At 67.8% G+C, this 13,851-nt stretch carries 12 protein-coding genes; 6 read left to right on the top strand and 6 right to left on the bottom strand.

Going from position 1 to position 13,851, the window contains the following annotated elements; translation table 11 throughout:
• Window positions 1-16 precede the first annotated feature (16 nt).
• A complete protein-coding gene (gene cyoE / locus V8686_RS13450; protein WP_379706597.1) occupies window positions 17-1,372 on the bottom strand; it encodes a heme o synthase in 1,356 nt (451 codons plus the stop codon).
• A gap of 179 nt (window positions 1,373-1,551) precedes the next feature.
• On the opposite strand from cyoE, the gene coxB reads away from it, so the two are divergent.
• Window positions 1,552-2,349, top strand: coding sequence for a cytochrome c oxidase subunit II (gene coxB / locus V8686_RS13445; protein ID WP_379704955.1), 798 nt, complete (start codon window positions 1,552-1,554; stop codon window positions 2,347-2,349).
• A gap of 27 nt (window positions 2,350-2,376) precedes the next feature.
• Here the strand turns inward: coxB and V8686_RS13440 are convergent, their stop codons facing one another.
• On the bottom strand, window positions 2,377-2,802 hold the full coding sequence (locus tag V8686_RS13440) for an adenylyltransferase/cytidyltransferase family protein (RefSeq protein WP_379704953.1): 426 nt from the start codon (window positions 2,800-2,802) through the stop codon (window positions 2,377-2,379).
• 215 nt (window positions 2,803-3,017) lie between these two features.
• Here V8686_RS13440 and V8686_RS13435 point away from each other — a divergent pair, with 215 nt between their 5' ends.
• Entirely contained in the window at window positions 3,018-4,925 is a 1,908-nt protein-coding gene (locus V8686_RS13435; RefSeq protein ID WP_379704951.1) for a DHH family phosphoesterase, read from the top strand.
• Here the strand turns inward: V8686_RS13435 and V8686_RS13430 are convergent.
• Complete coding sequence (locus V8686_RS13430) at window positions 4,922-6,520, bottom strand: phospholipase D-like domain-containing protein (RefSeq protein ID WP_379704949.1); 1,599 nt, start codon at window positions 6,518-6,520, stop codon at window positions 4,922-4,924. The genes V8686_RS13435 and V8686_RS13430 overlap by 4 nt on opposite strands.
• A gap of 72 nt (window positions 6,521-6,592) precedes the next feature.
• Here V8686_RS13430 and V8686_RS13425 point away from each other — a divergent pair, with 72 nt between their 5' ends.
• From V8686_RS13425 to V8686_RS13415, 3 genes are all read left to right on the top strand, one after another.
• Window positions 6,593-6,835 (top strand): hypothetical protein, encoded by a 243-nt coding sequence (locus tag V8686_RS13425; protein WP_379704947.1) that lies wholly within the window; start codon window positions 6,593-6,595, stop codon window positions 6,833-6,835.
• 75 nt (window positions 6,836-6,910) lie between these two features.
• Window positions 6,911-7,702 (top strand): hypothetical protein, encoded by a 792-nt coding sequence (locus V8686_RS13420; RefSeq protein WP_379704945.1) that lies wholly within the window; start codon window positions 6,911-6,913, stop codon window positions 7,700-7,702.
• A 42-nt stretch (window positions 7,703-7,744) separates the two neighbouring features.
• Window positions 7,745-9,061 (top strand): phosphoribosylamine--glycine ligase, encoded by a 1,317-nt coding sequence (locus tag V8686_RS13415; protein WP_379704943.1) that lies wholly within the window; start codon window positions 7,745-7,747, stop codon window positions 9,059-9,061.
• On the opposite strand, the gene V8686_RS13410 is transcribed toward V8686_RS13415, so the two are convergent.
• Window positions 9,058-9,903, bottom strand: a complete 846-nt coding sequence (locus V8686_RS13410; RefSeq protein ID WP_379704941.1) for an aldo/keto reductase — start codon at window positions 9,901-9,903, stop codon at window positions 9,058-9,060. The genes V8686_RS13415 and V8686_RS13410 overlap by 4 nt on opposite strands.
• Before the next feature lie 31 nt (window positions 9,904-9,934).
• A complete protein-coding gene (locus tag V8686_RS13405; protein WP_379704939.1) occupies window positions 9,935-11,014 on the bottom strand; it encodes an ATP-binding protein in 1,080 nt (359 codons plus the stop codon).
• Window positions 11,015-11,131: 117 nt separating this feature from the next.
• Here V8686_RS13405 and V8686_RS13400 point away from each other — a divergent pair, with 117 nt between their 5' ends.
• A complete protein-coding gene (locus tag V8686_RS13400) occupies window positions 11,132-13,294 on the top strand; it encodes a thioredoxin domain-containing protein (protein ID WP_379704937.1) in 2,163 nt (720 codons plus the stop codon).
• Window positions 13,295-13,457: 163 nt separating this feature from the next.
• On the opposite strand, the gene V8686_RS13395 is transcribed toward V8686_RS13400, so the two are convergent.
• Window positions 13,458-13,820: a thioredoxin family protein gene (locus V8686_RS13395; RefSeq protein ID WP_379704935.1), complete on the bottom strand. Its 363-nt coding sequence runs from the start codon at window positions 13,818-13,820 to the stop codon at window positions 13,458-13,460.
• Window positions 13,821-13,851: the final 31 nt, after the last annotated feature.

Below are 13,851 nucleotides of genomic sequence, written 5' to 3'. Positions count from 1 at the left end.
CTTGCCTGTCGGCGGGTCAGACCGCCAGCGTGTCGACGACAACCGCGAGCAACAGCGCCCCGAGGTAGGCGTTCGACGCGTGGAACGCCCGGAAGGCAGCGGATTCGGTGCGGTCGAGGTGGAGGCGTACGACCGCCCACAGGAACGCCGCGCCGAGGCCGACGGTGGTGAGCACGTAGAGCCAGCCGAGCGACTCCCACGTGGCGAGTGCGCCCGCACCGACCAGCGTCGCGCCGAGCCACCACAGGATATGCTTTCGCGTCTCCGTCTCGCCACGAACCACGGGCATCATCGGGAAGCCACCGCGGGCGTAGTCGTCCTTGTACGCCAGCGCGAGGTTGTAGAAGTGTGCGGGCGTCCAGAGGAAGATAACCGTCGCGAGGACGAGGCCACCCAGGCCGATGGACCCCGTGACCGCCGCCCACCCGATCAGCGCCGGCAAGGCGCCGGCAGCACCGCCGATAACCGTGTTCTGGACGGTGTTCGGCTTCAGGACGAGCGTGTAGATCACGCTGTAGAAGACGATGGCGAGGAGACCGAGGACGGCCACGAGGGGGTTGACGGCGGCGAACGCGACGAGCGAGCCGACGGTCAACAGGCCGCCGAAGGCCAGCGCGTTGCGCACCGACACGACGTCCGTCGCGAGCGGGCGGTCGCTGGTGCGGTTCATCCGTCGGTCCACGTCGCGCTCCAGGACGTGGTTGAAGGTCCCGCTGGCGCCGATGGAGAGGACGCCTCCGAGGAGCGTCAGCACCACCGTCCGGGGTGCGAGCGCGGGACCGGCCGCGAGCGCCATGCCCGCCGAGGCGACGAGACAGAGCAGCCACATCAGTCGCGGTTTCGTGAGTCGGAGGTACGCACCGGCGATGGCGCGCGCGCGGGTCACCGGATCGTCGGGCAGGGTCGGCGGGTCGGGGTCGACCGGCCCGTCGGGTGGCGAGAGTGCGTCGGGGTCCGTGACGGGACCGTCGGACGGGTCGCCAGTTTCGGTTTCGAGCGTCCAGGCGAGCGCGGCCACCAGTCCACCGAAGATGACCATCCCCACGAACAGGTGTGCAGTCGAGAGCGCGCTCGTCCCGCCAGTTGTCGCGACGACGGCCCCGAGGGCTGCCTGCGCGGGATAACAGAGCACGGAGACGCCGAGGGCGGCACGGACACGGCGACTCCGGTCGGCCTGCCAGGCGGAGATACCGGCGGCGAGAACGAGCAAGCCAACCACGACGGCCGCGAGACGATGGCCGATCACCAGCGCGCCGGCGGTGGTCGTCGGCAGCGCGAACCCGTCGCCACACGCCGGCCACGCAGCACAGGTCGCCGCCGCGTCGGTGACGGCGATCGTGGTCCCGACGAGCAACAGCAGGTACACGCCCATCGCACTCGCCGCGAGGAGGCCGGGGAATCGGTCGGTTACGTCTCGAACCACGGTTCGATCACTGGCGGCACTTGGAAAGCCGCCTATTTAGGCGCCCCGCTTTTTCTCACGTGACGGCGGGCCGGTGATCTGTCCTATCAGTAGCTATTTACGGAGGAGATTCTAACGGCCCATAGAGTATGAAACGGTCGCGCCTCGTGCTGGCGTCGCTGCTGTCGGTGGTGGCTCTTTCACTCGCCGCCGATCCAGTCGCGGCCCAGAGTTCAGTGTCCGCAGAACTAATCAATCAGCTGAACAACAAGCTGCTGTTGATCGCCGTCCCCATCACCCTCCTCGTCGAGGGGATCCTCATTTACACCGTCTACCGGTTCAAGAACTCCGGCGACGCGAAGCCGACACAGGAGAATCGTCGGCTGGAGATCACCTGGACCATCGCCACGGCGATCATCCTCCTGTTCGTCGGCGTCGCCTCCTACGGCGTCCTCGCCGACGAGAACGTCACCTTCGAGCAGGGTGACCAGGCGGTCGCCCCGGACGAAAACGACGTCCTCGTCCACATGGACGCGTTCCAGTGGGGCTGGCAGGCGAGCTACCCACAGGAGAACGTCTCGATCGCTAGCACCTCCCCGACGGTGGTGGTCCCGGTTGGACAGGACGTCTACTTCAATATCACATCGAGTGACGTACTACACGCGTTCCACGTCCCCAAGATGGGCCTGAAACAGGACGCGATGCCCGGCCAGTCGAACGTCATCAAGACCGTGCCACTGGAGGAGGGGACCTACCAGGGCTACTGCGCCGAGTTCTGTGGCGTCGCCCACTCGCAGATGTACTTCGAGATCGAGGTCGTCTCTCAGGACGAGTACCAGCAGTACCTCGATGAACAGAAGAGCGGGTCGTCGAGCGATCTGGAACCCGACGAAGAGGTCGTTCGCGCTCACGACGAGTCGCTCGCTCAGTCGCCGATTCTCGCGTAAGGCGGCACTGCGGACGACCGTCTCATTTCAACACCGTCGTTCGACGATTCGGTCGATGATCCGTCCCGTCGAGGCCAGTTCGTCCGCCGGCGTGTCGCGCGCCGACGCCCGTTCGACCCGGCAGTCGATACCGCGCGACTGTAACGCCGTTCGGAGGCGCTCCTCGTCGTGATGCTGGTCGTAGCCGAGGACGATGACGTCCGGATCGATCCGTTCGATGGGGACGAAGATATCTTCCGGGTGGCCGAGGTGGGCCTCGTCGACGACGTCGAGGGCGTCGACCATCCGCCGACGTTGGCCGTCCGACAGGACCGGTTTCGGCTTGTGCGTGACGTTTCCGCCCCGGGCGACGATGACGTGGAGCTGATCGCCCATCGCGGCGGCGTCGGAGAGGTAGTGAACGTGTCCGGGGTGGAGGATATCGAAGGTCCCCTGTGCGACGACGGTCGTCATGGATCGTCGTCGACCGCCTCCGCTCGGTGGCGTCCGCGTCCGTCCGTGCCGGGTACCGATTCCGTGGCCCCGTCGACGGCATTGGTCCGGAGGAACCGCATGGCTGTGGGTCGGGCGCGTCGCCTTCTAAGGGTTCCGGATGGCCCGCGGGCGGGTGGCGTGGGCGGCGGGCGTATTCTGCAAGGCTTAACTTCGGGCACCGACCACACAGTGTTATGACCGCAGGGAATGCCGGGGATTCCGGCACCGAAACCCAGGGCGATTCCCGCCCCGTCGTCTACGATCTCGCACCCGACTGTACGGTCGAGGACGTGGAGACCGACGAATATTACCACGCCGTCGTCAACGGCGTCGTTGCCTACGGCGTCTTCGTCGACGTCTCGGACGACGTCTCGGGACTCGTCCACGAATCGAACCTCGACGGCGAGTACGACGTTGGCGACCGCCTGCTCGTCCGCCTCGACGAGATCCGCGAGAACGGCGACGTCGCCTTCGAGGAGGCCGACCTCGGCGACTACCGAACCGTCGCGGTCGACCACCAGCCGACGATCACGCCGATCGAGGAGCTGTCCGTCGGCGAGTCGGTCACCGTCGAGGGAACGATCATCCAGGTCAAACAGACCGCCGGACCGACCGTGTTCCGGTGCTGTGACGCCTCCGGCATCGTCGCCTGCACGGCCTTCGAGGAGGCGGGCGTGCGCGCTCACCCCGACGTGGAACTCGACGACGCCGTCCGGATCTCCGGGACCGCCGAGGAACACGAAGGCAGCCCACAGATCGAAGTCGAGTCCCTCACCCGACTGAGCGGTGAGACGGCCGAGCAGGTGCACGAACGCGTCGATGCGGGCCTGACGGAGCGAGCCGAGCCCCACGATGTCGACCCGCTAGTCGAGTGGGACGCGTTCGACAAACTCCGCCCGGACCTCCGCGAACTCGCCCGGCGCCTCCGCCGGACCGTCCTCGAAGGGCGGCCGATCAGGGTTCGTCACCACGCCGACGGCGACGGGATGTGTGCCTCCCTGCCGGTGCAGGTGGCGCTCGAACGCTTCATCACCGCCGTCCACGACGACGACGACGCCCCCCGCCACCTCATCAAGCGGCTCCCGAGCAAGGCGCCGTTCTACGAGATGGAGGACGTGACCCGTGACCTCAACTTCGCACTCGAAGGGCGGGAGCGCCACGGACAGAAGCTTCCCCTCCTGCTCATGCTCGACAACGGGAGCACGGAAGAGGACGTCCCCGCCTACAAGAACCTCGCCCACTACGACGTCCCCATCGTCGTCGTCGACCACCACCACCCCGATCCGGCGGCGGTCGACGACCTGCTGGACGCACACGTCAATCCGTACCTCCACGACGAGGACTACCGCATCACCACCGGGATGATGTGTGTCGAACTCGCGCGAATGATCGACCCCGGGATGACCGACGAACTCCAGCACGTCCCCGCGGTGGCGGGTCTCGCCGACCGGTCGAAGGCCGAGACGATGGAGTCGTTCGTCGACTTGGCGGGGGAGGCCGGCTACGGTCGGGACGACCTCGTCCGGATCGGCGAGGCTCTCGATTACGCCGCCCACTGGCTCCGCTACAGCGAGGGCAAGACCCTCGTCAGCGACGTATTGAACGTTGACTGCGACGACGAACGGCGCCACGAGGAACTCGTCGACTTCCTCGCGGACCGGGCGGAGCGTGACATCGACCGCCAGTTGGCCGCGCTCGACCCACACGTCGAACACGAGCGTCTCGAAAACGACGCGCATCTGTACCGGGTCGACCTCGACGACTTCGCGTACCGCTTCACGTACCCGGCTCCGGGCAAGACCACCGGCAACCTCCACGACCGCAAGGTCGGGGAGACGGGCGACCCCGTCATCACCATCGGCTACGGCCCGGACTTCGCCGTCCTTCGCTCGGATGGCGTCCGCCTCGACATCCCCGAGATGGTGGCCGAACTCGACGAGGAAGTGGTCGGTGGCGGCGTCTCCGGCGGCGGACACCTCGTCGTCGGGTCGATCAAGTTCGTGAAGGGGATGCGTAGCGAGGTGATCGAGAGCCTCGTCGAGAAGATGGCCGACGCGGAACTCGACGAACGGCTCTCGAGTGCGACGGCGCTCGACACTTAGTCGACGAACCGAACCGTCCGCTTCGCGACCAGCATCGCGAGCACCAGCGCCGCGGCGGCGCCGGCGACGAGGACCCACGTCGTCCGTCCCGGCCCCGACGACCAGTCGGCGGCGAACGCCTCCCGGAAGTACGCAGCCAGATCCGCGCTCCGGACGGCCACCGCCACTTCGCGGTTGTTCGAGACGGCGTTTTCGTTCCAGTTGAGGCTCCCGACGACGACCACGTCGTCGGCGACGACGCCTTTGGTGTGAATCTTCTCGAACCGACCGCGCGGCTCGGCGACCCGCGCCGAGAGCGGCAGATCACGTCGCTCGGCGACGCCGTTCAGCCACTCGGTGAGAGCCGCGTTCTCCTCGGCGACGTACCACGCGCCCGAGAGGAGGACGCGCACCTCGACGCCGCGGGCGGCCGCCCGGACCGTCGCGCGGAGGAGGGGACCGTCCCGCCGGCCGATGGTCGGCTGAATCACGTCCACGCGCTCGTCGGCGGCGTCGATGACGCCAACGACCGCCGACTCGGCGTTGCCCGGTGCGGTGAGTACGCGAACCGTCCCCGCAGTCGTCTCTGGGTCGATCCGTGACGGGTAGGTGCCGTTGGACGGCGTCTCGGCGTCGAACGTCTCATTGCGGCGGTGTCGTCGCCACGGAATCGCGTCACGCCAACCGGCGTCGGCACGGAACAGGCGGGCGAGATCCGCCGCGACCGAAGAGGAGTCGACGACGACGCCCCAGCCTCGGCTGCTCCGCCCGCCGACGCCCGCGGGCTTCCAGTTCTCCGACGTGACGAGCGCCCGGTCGTCGACGACGGCGTACTTCGGGTGGTGGTACTCGAAGCGGGCGTGGGGGCCGCCGAGGACGACAACCTCCACGCCCGCGGCGACGAGTCGGTCGAGGACTGCGGCACCCCGAGCGGAGCGGCCGCCGACGGGGGCACCGTCGACGAGGACGCGTACCTCGACGCCGCGCCGCGAGGCGGCGACCAGGGCGTCGGCGACCCGGTCGCTGGTGAAGGTGTACCCCGCGAGGAGGATGCGGCGGCGGGCGTCGCGGAGCGTCTCGACGGGGACCCCCGGCGCGTCGGGAAGGAGGAAGCCAGTGACCGTCGCACGGCCGTGGCTTCGCACGTCGCGTGGCTGGAAGCCGACGGGGCGCCAGCGCCGACCCCCGGACTCGCGGACGAGTCGCTCACCGGAGGGCGCGTCACGATACTCGAGGGTGGCGACGACGGCCCCGTCGCGGCGGAGGCGGAGTCGTTCACCTGCGTTCGAGAGCGAGAGGTGGGAAACGGCGACGACCGGCGCGTCGGCCAGTCGTCGGGTCGCGTTCGGCGAATCGGTGACGGCGAGTCGCGCACCCGGTCGATCGGCCGGGAGGGAAACGACCGTCTCGCCGTCCGTGAGGGTCCAGTTGGCCGTCGACGTCGGCGGTACCCGCACGACGACGAACTCGCCCACGTCCCCGTCCGCGACGGGGTTGGGGACGGCCGCGACGATAGCCGGCGCGTCGGCGGCACCGGCAGCCACCGGCGTGGTCGCCGCCGTGGTGACGAACACGAGCAGGCAGAGCGAACCGACGAGGCGACGAGTGGCACGCATGGGCGCCTCTGGTCCCGGATTCCGGTATGAATCTTCGGAGGATTTTTGGTCCCGTCAGTCACCCCTGAGAGCATGGTCGCCGTGGCGAACGCGCTCAGACTGCTCGGATCGGCACTCGGTGCGCTCGGCGGCGCGTTGGTGTTCATCGAGTTCTTCCAGATGCCGACCTACGTCGAGTACAACGAGGAGTTCCAGGACTACCGGATCGACAGCAGTCGGACGGAAGTCCGCGAACACACGTGGATCGGACGAATCGGCGGTTTCTGTATCTCGCTCGGGTTCGCGTTACTCTTTTTGGCGACGTTTCTAGGCTAGACACGCCGGACCGCAAGTGAGACCGACGGAGCGTATTAGTGGGTCGACGCCCAACGGTGAGTAAGGAGCGTATCCGTGACACGATCCCTCCAGCAGTTCATCGACGAACGGGAGTCACACCAGCGACGGATCGTCGTCGTGAACGGCGCCGAGGTGGACGACGAAGTCACGGAAATCGTCGACTACTTCGATCGGTTCGATCTGGAGACGAGGCGTGTCACGATCGATGGACTTCCGGAGTCGTTTCTGGTTCTGACCGACGGCGATGCGTATCTCGGCTCGGTTGGCATCGCGGAACTCCACGCGTACCTCTTCGAGGCGTTCGACCAGAACTCGTTTCGGGATCTCGACCCGAGCGCCAAGCGAAACCCGTCCGTCGAGGGCTTTCTCACCCACCTCGACGGGAACGTCTATTCGCTGTTCGGCGAGGGAAAAGTCGCGATGGGCTGTGTCTCACAGCTCCTGGAAACCCGCGCGTGGCGCCGCGGGGCTGGCGAACTCCACACGGGATTCCAGACGTTCCGTGCCCTCCGCGACGACCCGTCGGTGTGGACTCGGTATCGGAAAATCGCCGACTGCGGCGTCGACACTACGGTGTACGGCCGGCCGGAGTGGACACCCGAGACGTGGAACGGGGTGAACGCCTACGCCGACGAGACGGGCGAGCACGTCGCGGACTACTGGTTCGTGGTGTACCGCGGCCCCGACGACCAGGACGACGGCGCTCTCCTCGCCCGGGAGACTGACCCGGGACGGTACACGGGATTCTGGACGTTCGACTCGGAGACGGTCGGCGCACTCGTCGAGACGCTGGTCGCCGACTATCAGCCCTCGCTGTCGGCCCTCGGCGACGCAGCGCCGTCATGATTCCGGCGTGACACCTATATCCACTCGCCGTGTCGGACGGGTATGGACTCCCACCGGTTTCTCTTCGTGTCCCTCGATGCGGCACTGATCACCGACCTCGCGTGGCAGGTCCACCGGGAGGGCCACGACGTGAAGTACTACGTCGAAGCCGAGAGCGACCGGGAGATCGGTGACGGGTTCGTCCCCAAGACCGACGACTGGCGTGCGGAAGTCGAGTGGGCCGACGTGATCGTCTTCGACGACATCTGGGTCGGCTCGGACATCGGCACTGGCGCGCTCGCCCAGGAACTCCGCGAGGAAGGAAAGGCCGTCGTCGGTGGGACCCCGAACACCGATCAACTCGAAGAGGACCGCGGCTACGCGATGCAGATCCTCGAAGAGCACGGGGTCAACACTATCGAGCACCACGTCTTCGAGGACTTCGACGCCGGCATCCAGCACGTCCAAGAGAATCCCGCACCGTACGTTATCAAACCGCTCGGGGAGGTCCAGAACGTCAAGCGACTCCTCTACGTCGGGGACGAGGACGACGGCAGCGACGTCGTCGACGTCCTTCGCGCCTACAAGAAAGCGTGGGGGCACCGCATGAAGGGCTTCCAACTCCAGCGGAAGGTCGAGGGCGTGGAGATTGCCATTTGCGGGTTTTCCAACGGTGATCGGTTCATTGACCAGGTCAATTTTAATTTTGAGCATAAGAAATTGTTCCCAGGAAACATCGGCCCATCAACGGGTGAGATGGGTACGTCGATGTTCTGGGGCGGGCGGAATAGACTGTTTGAGGAGACAGTCGGAACGCTCGAAGGCTGGCTCGCTGCGGAAGGGTACGTCGGGAGTATCGACATCAACTGCATCGTCAACGAGACCGGCATCTACCCGCTAGAGTTCACTCCAAGGTTCGGCTATCCGACCATTGCACTACAGGAGGAGTCGTTTGAATCCTCGACCGGGCAGTTCTTTTATGACCTTGCCCACGGAAACGACCCCGAATTGGAGGTTCACAACGGCTACCAGATCGGTGTGCGCGTTGTCCTCCCGCCGTTCCCGTTCGACGACGGGAAGACGTACGACGAGAACTCTCGAAACGCCGCGGTCGTCTTCGAGACCGAGAGCCGCGACGGAATCCACCTGGAGGACACAAAGAAAGTCGAGGGGCAGTGGCGGGTCGCTGGTGAGAGCGGCATGCCGCTCGTCGTCACTGGGAAAGGAGACACGATGCAGAACGCCCGCAGACAAGCCTATGAGCGCGTGGACAACATCGTCGTCCCAAACCGCTACTACCGCGACGACATCGGCGAGCGCTGGATCGACGGGGACGGCGACCGCCTGCAGGCGTGGGGATACCTCGGCCCGGCCGACTAGGCCGACAACCGCGCCAGCTCGTCGTCGGTGAGGTCCAGGTCGGCGGCGGCGACGTTCGATTCGAGGTGGTCGACGCTCGACGTGCCGGGGATCGGCAGGACGACGGGCGAGCGTTCGAGCAGCCACGCGAGCGCGACCTGTCGGGCCGTGGCGTCGTGGGCGTCGGCCACGTCGGCGAGCACGTCGGCCGTGGAGCCGAGATCACCGCCGCCGAGCGGGAAGTACGGGATGAAGCCGATATCAGCGTCCTCGCAGACGGCGAGGACGTCGTCGTGGGTGCGGTCCGCGACGTTGTACTCGTTCTGGACCGTCGCGACGGACACCACGTCGCGTGCGCGGTCAAGTTGCTCGACCGAGACGTTACTCACGCCGACGTGACGGATCAGGCCGCGATCCTTCAGGTCGGCGAGGGCGTGCATCGACTCCTCGATGGGGACGTCCGGGTCGGGGGCGTGGTACTGGTAGCAGTCGATGGTCTCGACACCCAGTCGGTCGAGACTGCAGAGTGCGGCGTTTCGGAGGTAGTCGGGGTCGCCGTGGCGAAGCCAGTCGCCGTCCGGCGAGCGCAGGAGGCCGCCCTTGGTGGCGACGACGGCGTCGTCCGGCGTGCCGGCCTCGCGAAGCAGGCGTTCGCTGGTGCCCGGACCGTAGGAGTCGGCGGTGTCGATCAGGTCGACGCCCAGTTCGACCGCCCGGTCGAGGACGCGACGGGCCTCGGTGGGGTCGTCGGGCGGCCCGACGATTCCGGGGCCGGTGATGCGCATCGCGCCGAAACCGAGGCGATGGACGGTGAGGTCGCCACCGATGTCGAACGTGTCACAGGTCTCGTCGAGGGATCGCATGCGGGTCGGTTCGCCCGCCAGTGGGTTATAGTCAGCGCGGTGGCGGCCGGCGGAACTCGACGACGACTTCGGTCCCGCGGGGGTCGTTGTCGCGAACGTCCACGTCGCCGCCGTAGTGGTTCATCAGCGTCTTGACGAGGGCGATACCGCGCCCTTCGCCGGATTCGATGGCCGACTCGAACAGATGTGTTTTCACTTCGTCGCGGATGCCCGGGCCGTCGTCGGCGACGAACAGGCGGACGGTTCGACCGTCGCGTTCGGCCGACACTCGGACCGTCGCCTCGGCCCGGTCGTGGTGCTGGACCGCGTTCCGGAGGAGGTTGTCGAAGACGGCCGAGACGGCGTCGGTCGCCATCACGTACAGTTCCGGCGGGACGTCCACCTCGACTGTCGCCTCCGGATACGTCTCGCGGACGTCCTCGGCGACGCGAAGCACGACCGTCGAGACGTTCGTCGGCACCGGGGCGTGTTCGCCGGAGAACACGTCGGAAAAGGGCTTGACGTCCTCGATCAGCGACGCGATGGCGTCGCTGCGCTGCTGGATGGGGGTGACGTACTCCTCGGCGTCGTCCGTCCGGTGGGCGAGGAGTCCGGCGTACCCCTGGATGACCTGTGTTGCGTTCAACACGTTGTGGCGGAGGTGGCTGTTCAGGAAGACGAGCGCGTCGCGGCGGTGGTCGGCCTCGCGGGCCGCGCGGTTCGCTCGGGCGTAGTAGATTCCGGCGACGCCGCCGCCGATGCCGCCGCCGGCGGCGACGACGACGACGTTCAGGGCAGCTCCGCCGACGGCACGGCCCTCGAGGAGGCGAATCCCGACCGTCAGGGAGGCAAGCGCAGCGAACGCGATCATCCCACCGAGACTCCACCGAACGACGGCCCAGGTGTCGGCCAGCGGGAGGTCACACCGGGACAGCCAGTAGCTCAGGCCGAACAGGGCGGCCGAGAGCGAGAGGCAGAGCGCGAGCGCCAGCAGTTGGAAGGGACCGACGCCGACGGCGCTCACCTCCCGGACGAAGTGGGCGACGGCGACGACGGCGACGAGGAGCCCGAGAACGGCGATCAACGCCGGAGCGTGGGGAGCCAATCGCCGTTCCCAGGCCCGACCGTCCATACTCACGGTTCGGTAACCTCCTACAAAACCGTTACCTGATGGCGACTGGCGACGGGGAGTCGGTCCGGCCGCCCGGGTTCTGTTGGATTTACCCGTCTGGGTGCCGAACTAGTGATCATGACGACGCCGACGCGTCGGAACCGTCTCGACGAGGAAGCCAGCCCGTATCTCGAACAGCACGCCGACAACCCGGTCAACTGGCAGCCGTGGGACGAGGCGGCACTCGGTGCCGCCCGGGAACACGACGTGCCAATCTTCCTGTCCGTCGGCTACGCCGCCTGTCACTGGTGCCACGTCATGGAGTCGGAGAGCTTTCAGGACGAGGCGGTCGCCGAGGTTCTCAACGAGGAGTTCGTCCCGATCAAGGTCGACCGCGAGGAGCGCCCGGACGTGGACAGCGTCTACCAGACCATCTGTCAGCTGGTCTCGGGTGGGGGCGGCTGGCCGCTCTCGGTCTTTCTCACGCCCGAGGGAGAGCCGTTCTACGTCGGGACGTACTTCCCGCGGGAGCCACAACGGGGGCGCCCGGGCTTCCTGCAGCTGCTGCAGGACATCTCGCGGTCGTGGGAGACCGACCGCGAGGAAATCGAGAACCGCGCCGACCAGTGGACCGCGGCCATCACGGACGAACTGGAGTCGACGCCCGACGACCCCGGCCGGCCGCCAGAACCGGCGGTGCTGGGATCGGCGACGGCGGCGGCGATCAGGAGCGCGGACCGCGAACACGGTGGATTCGGCTCCGGCGGCCCGAAGTTCCCACAGCCCCGCCGACTGGACCTCCTGCTCCGGGCAGCGACGCTCGACGACGACGAGGCGTGTCGAGAGGTGGCGACGGAGGCACTGGACGCCATGGCGACCGGTGGCCTCTACGACCACGTCGGCGGTGGCTTCCACCGCTACGCCACCGACCGGGAGTGGACGGTCCCGCATTTCGAGAAGATGCTCTACGACAACGCGGAACTGCCGCGCGTGTACCTAGAGGCCGCGCAGGCGACGGGCGCCGATCGCTACGCCCGGATCGCTCAGGAGACGATTGCCTTCCTCGAACGGGAGCTACAGCACCCCGACGGCGGCTTCTACAGCACGCTCGACGCCCAGAGCCGACCGCCGGCGTCGCGGACGGACGAGGAGGACCCCGAGGACGCCGAAGGGGCGTTCTACGTCTGGACGCCCGAGGAGATCCACGAGGCGGTCGCCGGCGCGGACATCGACGGTGTCGACGCCGGGACGGCCGCGGACCTGTTCTGTGACCGCTACGGCGTCGAGTCCGGCGGCAACTTCGAGCGCGGGACGACGGTCCTCACGGTGGCGACGAGTTACGCCGACCTCGCCGACGCCTACGACCTCGACGAGGGGACGGTCGAACGGGCGCTGATGGGCGCCCGGAGCCGCGCGTTCGAGGCGCGCGCGGAACGACCCCGGCCCACCCGCGACGAGAAGGTGCTCGCGGGGTGGAACGGGCTCGCTATCTCCGCCGTCGCCACCGGTGCGCGCGTCCTCGATCCGGCCCTCGCGGCGACCGCCACCGACGCGCTCGGATTCGTTCGTGACCACCTCTGGGATGCCGACGAACGGCGGTTGTCACGGCGATATAAGGGGGGAGACGTGGCCGTCGACGGCTACCTCGACGACTACGCCTTCCTCGCACAGGGCGCCTTCGACTGTTATCAGGTCACCGGCGAGGTCGACCACCTCGCGTTCGCCCTCGACCTGGCGCGCGTGATCCGCGGGGAGTTCTGGGACGCGGAGGCGGGGACGCTCTACTACACGCCACGGAGCGGCGAGGGGCTGGTGACGCGCCCGCAGGAGCTGAACGACCAGTCCACGCCGTCGAGTCTGGGAGCGGCCGCCGCCCTGTTCGACCGACTCGACCTCTTCGTCCCCGACGAGGACTTCGCGTCAATCACGGAGCGCCTCCTCGCGACCCACGCCGACCGGATTCGGGGGAGTCCGCTCGAACACGCATCGCTCGTGCTGGCCGCGGACGCTCACGCTCGCGGTCCGGTCGAACTGACGCTCGCGGCCGACGGGATGCCGGCGGCGTGGCGGGAGACGCTCGCCGAGACGCCGTTGCCGACGGGTGTGATCGCCCCACGTCCGGCGGACGACGACGCCCTCGACGACTGGCTAGCGACGCTCGGTCTCGACGAGGCGCCGCCGATCTGGGCGAACCGGGACGCCGAGGACGGCGAGCCAACCGCCTACGCCTGCCGGGACTTCACCTGCTCGCCCCCGCAGACGGACCTCGACGCGGCGCTGTCGTGGCTCTCCGGGCGGTAGGTCGGCCGTCGTCGTGATGACCCCAGTGTCGACGCCGCGGGCAACTCCCCGACGTCGACGCTGGTGTCGGCCGGTGCCTCGCCGGGTCCCTATCGGTCGACTATCCGGCCCACGCGGGCCGTCAGAAGAGCAACGAAAACCGGCACCGCCCGGGGCGTCGACCCTACGCCTCGGCCCGGTCGCCGATCCGCGCTGCGAGGTACTCGGCGATCGACACGTCGGCGTCCTCGACGAATCGGGCGACCTCCACCCCGTCGCGTTCGACGACGACGGTAGGGATGAACTCGACGCCGTACTCGTCGACGCCGTCACCCCGCTTGTCGTCGTCGACGGGGAACTGTCCGATCCGATCGGCCGGGACGCCCGCGGCGTCGAGGGCCGCGGCGAAGGCCGGCAACTGCGCCTGGCAGTCGCCACACCAGTCCGCCCCCCAGACCTTGTACGTCAGTCCCTCGCGGCCGAGGGCGTCGCGTACCTCGGCGTCCCCGTCCCACTCCGCGGTCGGCTGCATCGTCTCCATGGACATGGGACGAGGTACCACGCCCACGGGTTTAATC

The sequence above is a fragment of the Haloplanus litoreus genome (genome assembly GCF_045690335.1).
GTDB classification, from domain to species: Archaea; Halobacteriota; Halobacteria; order Halobacteriales; family Haloferacaceae; genus Haloplanus; species Haloplanus litoreus.
Note: the sequence above shows the minus strand (reverse complement) of the source record. Positions and strands in the feature narration are given on the sequence as shown.

Coding starts and splice junctions, on each gene's coding strand:
- cyoE (WP_379706597.1), bottom strand. CDS start 1,372: ATGGGCGTGTACCTGCTGTTGCTCGTCGGGACCACGATCGCCGTCACC.
- coxB (WP_379704955.1), top strand. CDS start 1,552: ATGAAACGGTCGCGCCTCGTGCTGGCGTCGCTGCTGTCGGTGGTGGCT.
- V8686_RS13440 (WP_379704953.1), bottom strand. CDS start 2,802: ATGACGACCGTCGTCGCACAGGGGACCTTCGATATCCTCCACCCCGGA.
- V8686_RS13435 (WP_379704951.1), top strand. CDS start 3,018: ATGACCGCAGGGAATGCCGGGGATTCCGGCACCGAAACCCAGGGCGAT.
- V8686_RS13430 (WP_379704949.1), bottom strand. CDS start 6,520: ATGCGTGCCACTCGTCGCCTCGTCGGTTCGCTCTGCCTGCTCGTGTTC.
- V8686_RS13425 (WP_379704947.1), top strand. CDS start 6,593: ATGGTCGCCGTGGCGAACGCGCTCAGACTGCTCGGATCGGCACTCGGT.
- V8686_RS13415 (WP_379704943.1), top strand. CDS start 7,745: ATGGACTCCCACCGGTTTCTCTTCGTGTCCCTCGATGCGGCACTGATC.
- V8686_RS13410 (WP_379704941.1), bottom strand. CDS start 9,903: ATGCGATCCCTCGACGAGACCTGTGACACGTTCGACATCGGTGGCGAC.
- V8686_RS13405 (WP_379704939.1), bottom strand. CDS start 11,014: ATGGACGGTCGGGCCTGGGAACGGCGATTGGCTCCCCACGCTCCGGCG.
- V8686_RS13400 (WP_379704937.1), top strand. CDS start 11,132: ATGACGACGCCGACGCGTCGGAACCGTCTCGACGAGGAAGCCAGCCCG.
- V8686_RS13395 (WP_379704935.1), bottom strand. CDS start 13,820: ATGTCCATGGAGACGATGCAGCCGACCGCGGAGTGGGACGGGGACGCC.